This is a genomic window from Teichococcus deserti (genome assembly GCF_001982615.1).
GTDB classification, from domain to species: domain Bacteria; phylum Pseudomonadota; class Alphaproteobacteria; order Acetobacterales; family Acetobacteraceae; genus Pseudoroseomonas; species Pseudoroseomonas deserti.
The window spans coordinates 1-5365 of the sequence record NZ_MLCO01000378.1 but is presented as its reverse complement, the minus strand read 5'-3'; the positions used below and the strand labels follow the sequence as shown (position 1 = coordinate 5365).

At 68.2% G+C, this 5365-nt stretch carries 4 protein-coding genes; 3 read left to right on the top strand and 1 reads right to left on the bottom strand.

The window, feature by feature from the left end; translation table 11 throughout:
• The 3 genes from BKE38_RS27560 to BKE38_RS27550 all read left to right on the top strand — a co-directional run.
• Positions 1-2195, top strand: a 2195-nt coding sequence (locus tag BKE38_RS27560; protein WP_165694306.1) for a glycosyltransferase family 4 protein, incomplete at its 5' end; no start/stop codon positions are given.
• Positions 2196-2233: 38 nt separating this feature from the next.
• Positions 2234-3223, top strand: coding sequence for an NAD-dependent epimerase/dehydratase family protein (locus tag BKE38_RS27555; protein WP_278247654.1), 990 nt, complete (start codon positions 2234-2236; stop codon positions 3221-3223).
• A 402-nt stretch (positions 3224-3625) separates the two neighbouring features.
• Positions 3626-5095, top strand: a complete 1470-nt coding sequence (locus tag BKE38_RS27550) for a glycosyl hydrolase (RefSeq protein WP_131829751.1) — start codon at positions 3626-3628, stop codon at positions 5093-5095.
• A 39-nt stretch (positions 5096-5134) separates the two neighbouring features.
• Here BKE38_RS27550 and BKE38_RS27545 read toward each other — a convergent pair.
• Positions 5135-5365: P1 family peptidase (locus BKE38_RS27545; protein ID WP_207553698.1), on the bottom strand; the 231-nt coding region annotated here is incomplete at its 5' end.

The following is a 5365-nucleotide window of genomic DNA, read 5'->3' as shown; positions in this document are numbered from 1 at the left end:
CGCCTGCCCCGCCCGTTCCCGCGCCGGCGCTCGCCCCGTTGCCGCCCGAGGCACCCGGACAGCGTGCGATCGAGCTGCCCTCGCTGCTGGACCCCGAGCCCGCATTGAGCGCCGTCGCCCTGCCGCCGCTGTTCGGCGGCGACCCGCTGCCGGCCCCTGCCGCGCGCGCCTTGCCGGAAGCCCCGCCGACGCCGACCTTCGCTTTCGCGCCGGAGCCCGTCCCTGCGCCGCTGCCACCGCCGGCCCCTGTGGCTGCCCCGGCGCCGCCGCCGGTCGTGCCAGCTCCGCCGCCTCCGCCGCCGGTCCCGGTGCCAATGCCTGCGCCCTCGCCGCTGAGCTTCCTGGACGAGGCGCCGGCGGCCACAGGCCGCCGCCATCGCCAGCCTCCCAGCATCCTGCATGACGGGGTGCTGAAGCTGATGCTCGATGTCTCCGACGTGCTGATCTATTTCGACGGTGCCCGCACGCCGACCGGCATCCAGCGTGTGCAGATGGGCATCGTCCGCCGCGCCATGGCCGAGGCGGCGCCCTCGGGCACACAGCTGTCGCTCGCCTGCTATGATCCTGCAGCCCTGTGCTGGCGCCCGGTCGATGCCCAGGGCTTTACCGCGCTCTGCGCCCTGGCGGCGACAGGGTCCGATGCACAGGAGCCCGGCTGGCTGGCGGCGCGCGACGCGCTGCGCGGACAGGTCGCGGCGGCGCCGCCGATCGCCTTCCCGGCTGGCGCAGTCCTGGTCAATCTTGGCAATTCCTGGGGACTGGCCGAGTATTTCCGCGCCCTGCAGGACATGCAGCGCCGCTACGGCCTGCGCTATATCCCCTTCCTGCATGACTGCGTGCCGCTGATCGTGCCGGAGCATTGCCGCGCCACCATGGTGCAGGACTATGCCCGCTGGTTCGGCGCCATGGGGCTGCACGCCCATGGCCTGCTGGCCAATTCGGAAAACACCTTGCGCGACGTGCGGCAGCAGCTGGCGACGATCCTGCCGGGCATGGAGCTGCCGGGCGAGGTGGTGCGGCTCGATGCCGATCCGCGCGAGCTCGCCACGCCTGCTGAGGCCGGGAACCTGGAAGCGCTGCGCGTCCTGCGCCATGGCGAGAGTTTCGCGCTTTTCGTTGCCACCATCGAGAGCCGCAAGAACCACCTCTTGGTGTTCAGCGCCTGGCTGCAGCTGCTGCGCCAGCATGGCGCGGCGCGGGTGCCGCGGCTGATCTGCGTCGGCAAGCCCGGCTGGCATGCCGAGGCGGCGCTGAACCTGCTGCGCAACGCGCCGGAGCTGCAGCGCCATATCGTGCTGCTGCCGCATGTCTCCGACCAGGAGCTCGACGCGCTCTACGCCCGCTGCGCCTTCACCGTCTACAACAGCCATTACGAAGGCTGGGGCCTGCCGATCACCGAGGCGCTGGCGCATGGCAAGGTCGTCGTCACCCCGCGGCATTCGGCGCTGACCGAGGCCGGCGGCGAGGCCGCGCTCTACTTTACGCCACAAAGCCTGCCGGATTTGCAGCAGGTGCTGGAGCGGGTGATCTTCGACCTGCCGTTCCGCCAGGCGCAGGAAGCCATCGTCCGGGAGAAGGGGCGGCCGCGCAGCTGGAGCGCGGTGAAGGACCAGGTGCTAACCGCCGTCGCCCGCATGGCGGAGGAGGGCGAGTATCCGCTGGAGGAGCGCGCACAGCTCCGCCTCGGCCAGCATTACGTCACCCGCCGCGCGATGCGGAACCAGCCGGATCTGTCGGCCGCCCTGGCCGATGCCGCGCGCGAGGGTGCCGGCTGGCACCGGCTGGAAGAATGGGGCGTCTGGAGCCGCGAAGGCAGCGCCAGCCTGCGCCTGCCGCTGCCCGAGGCCGCCATCGGCGCGCCACTGCGACTCTACCTGGAAGTGCGCCCCCCCTTCGAGGCCTGCAGCGTCAGCCTGCGCTGCGCCGCCGCCGGCATCACGCTGAGCCTGGTCGAGCTGCCGATGGCGCCGGGCGCCGACCGCACCTTCATGCTCGACCTGCCGGCGCTGCCGGAGCTCGCGCCGCTGGAGCTTGACTTCGACAGCGGCGCCGCCGTCGAGGCGACCGGCGTTGCCGGCCAAGCCGAGTGCCGCATCGGTCTCGGGCTGCGCGGCTTCATGCTATGCAGGCTGGATGATCATGCGGCGCGGCTGGCCTTCCTGGAGCTGCAGAGCTTCCTGCCCGCCGCTCAGTAAAGGGTTTGTTTGTGGATAGCGATCTCGCGGGATGCCGCGTGCTGGTTACCGGCGCCGCGGGCTTCGTGGGCGCGGCGCTGAGCCAGCGCCTGCTGGCCGAGGGCGCCACGGTGATCGGCGTCGACAATCTGAACGACTACTATGACCCGACGCTGAAGCAGGCGCGGCTGGCGCTGCTCGCGGACAAGCCCGGCTTCCGCTTCTACCGCATGGATCTTTCCGCTGCCGGCGCTCTCACCGCGCTCTGCGGCGCCGAGCGGCCGCACCACATGGTGCATCTGGCGGCGCAGGCCGGGGTCCGCTACTCGATCGACCATCCGCGCGCCTATACCTCGGCCAATATCGACGGCTTCCTGGAGGTGCTGGAGGCGGCGCGGGCGCATCCGGTGCGCCACCTTGTCTATGCCTCCTCCTCCTCGGTCTACGGCGCCAACAGCAAGGTGCCCTTTTCTGAACGGGATGCGGTGGAACTGCCGATCTCGCTCTATGCCGCGACCAAGCGTGCCAATGAGCTTATGGCGCAGACCTATGCGCATCTCTACGGCCTGCCGCTGACGGGCCTGCGCTTCTTCACCGTCTATGGCCCCTTCGGCCGGCCGGACATGGCCTATTGGAAGTTCACCCGGGCGCTGCTGGCCGGCGAGCCGATCCCGATCTTCCATGGCGGGGCGCTGCAGCGCGACTTCACCTATATCGATGAGATCGTCGAGGCGCTGGCGCGGCTGACGCCCCGGCCACCGGCCGCAGGCGACGAGCCCGGCCGCATCGCGCCCGGCGTGCCACATCGCCTGTTCAACATCGGCAATGACTCGCCGGTGACGGTGAACGAGGTGATCCGCGTGCTGGAGGAATGTACCGGCCGCCCTGCCCTCCGCGAGGATCTGCCGATGCAGCCGGGCGATGTCGAGCGGACTTGGGCTGACGTGTCGGCCCTGCGCGCCGCCATCGGCTTCGCCCCGCATACGCCGCTGCAGGATGGGCTGCGGCGCTTCGTCGACTGGTATCGGGCCTACCACCTGATCGGCTGAACGGCGGCCGCCGCCGCGGCGGCCCAGCCCGATGCCTGCCTGGCCGCGGCGCAGTCCTCCTCATCGTCACGTGCAGCATGGCAAGCAGACCTCCCTTCGAGGGCCTCTCGTGCTGCACCGCGCCAAGCAGTTACGCATTGCCATCTTTTAAGCAACTGCAACAAAAATCACGTAAATCCATTTTCGCGCCATTTATTTCTTCGGACGAAAACTAAACCAATTTGGAAGAAAATTTCGGTATTTCTCGCAATAGGTAACGCTCGCGCTAACATATACTGTCGGAATCTTCCAGAATTGATCTTCACATTTAATCAAGCAGGATGCGACCGCAGGCTGCGCCATTGTTACGGACGCGGCGACTGCATCCATTCTCCGTAGGCCGGCACCCCGGGGGCACCGTGGGTGCGGGGCGTGCCGGCGGCTGCGGAAGCAGGGGGCATTTGTGTTTTGACGATTCTAGGAGTTTATGGGGCCAACAGCCCCTCCGCGATCCGCGAGTTCGAATCCTTTCTCGGCCGCGAGGTCGATGCGATCCATGGCGTCGTCGGCGGCGCCAACTGGTGGGACTTCACGCAGAGCGCCCAGTGGGCCGCGAATGACCTGTGGAAGGGCATTGACCGGCCGGTTCTCTGGTCCGTGCCGCTGCTCGTCTGGAACGGCAGCCCGACCCTTGAGCAGGCGGCGGCCGGCAACTTCAATGGCTACTACACAGATGTTGCGGAATCCCTGCTGGCAGGACGGCAGGGCGACAACGATCCGATCTATATCCGCACCGGTTGGGAGAACAATCTCCAGAACTTCCCCTGGAGCTCAGTCGGGCATGAGGACGCCTTCATCGGCGCCTTCCGGCAGTTCGTCGACAGCTTCCGCGACGTCTCCGACCGTTTCCGCTTCGAGTGGAACATCAATCACACCTGGGATGGCGCCGATCCGATGCGGGCCTATCCGGGCGACAACTATGTCGACGTGATGGGCATGGACATCTACTGGAACGTCAGCCAGCAGGGATCCAACGCGCAGGTCGCCTGGGACCACATGCGCAGCGCGCCGCACGGGCTGGAGTGGTTCGAGCGGCAGGCGGACGCCCATGGCAAGCCGACGGCCTATTCGGAATGGGGCGTCGACAGCAATGACGCCTCCTTCATCAAGAACATGGAAGCCTGGTTCGAGAGCCATGACGTGGTCTACCAGTCCTACTGGAATTCCAGCGACAACGGCATCGGCAAGCTGACCGACTGGCACATCCCGGTCGCCTCCCAGGCCTTCCGCGACGCCTTCGGCGGCGCTTCGAACAATGCCGGCATTTCTGGCGGCAACGCGAGCAATGGCGACGACAACCAGCCCGCGAGCCCGGCCACGCCGGCCAACCCAGGCCTGATCGCCGCGGGCGGCGGGGACGACACCTACCGTGTGAACGCCGAGAACACGCCGATCGCCGAGGCCGCCAATGGCGGCACCGACACCGTGATCACCTGGGTGAAGAACTACACGCTGCCGGACCATGTCGAGAACCTGACCTTCTTCGGCTCCGGCTGGAGCACGGGGACGGGCAACGGCCTCGACAACGTCATCATCGGCAATGATGCACCGAACCGCCTCAATGGCGGCGGCGGCGCTGACCGACTGACCGGCGGCGGCGGCGCGGACACCTTCGTCATCGGCAAGGGCCAGGGCAGCGACACCATCACCGACTTCCGGCCGCATGGCTGGGGCGGCGCCGCCGACACCCTGCTGCTTGAGGGCTTTGGCAGCAACGCCAAGATCTGGAACACGGGCAATGTCTTTTCGATCCAGGCGGAAGACGGCTCGGTGACGCAGCTTACCCTCGAGGGTGTCAATCACCTCGACGGCCGCGACTACGCCTTCGCGTGACAAGGGCCTCGGCGGGGGTTCGCCCCAGCCGAGCCTGCCTCAGGCCGCGCCGGTCAGCAGGCGTCGCAGCGCCGCGATGTCGATGGCCTCGACTTTCCGCTTCCGCCCGGTGGCGGGGTCGCGGCTTTCGACCGTGGTGGCGCAGAGGAGCGAATTCAGGATCGCCTCCTCCACCGCCTCGATCGCCGCCACGAACAGCGGCGACATCCTGTCGTTGGGCCAGTCCGCCACCCTCCCCTCCGCCGCCGGGCGGCGCACCTCGGGATGGGT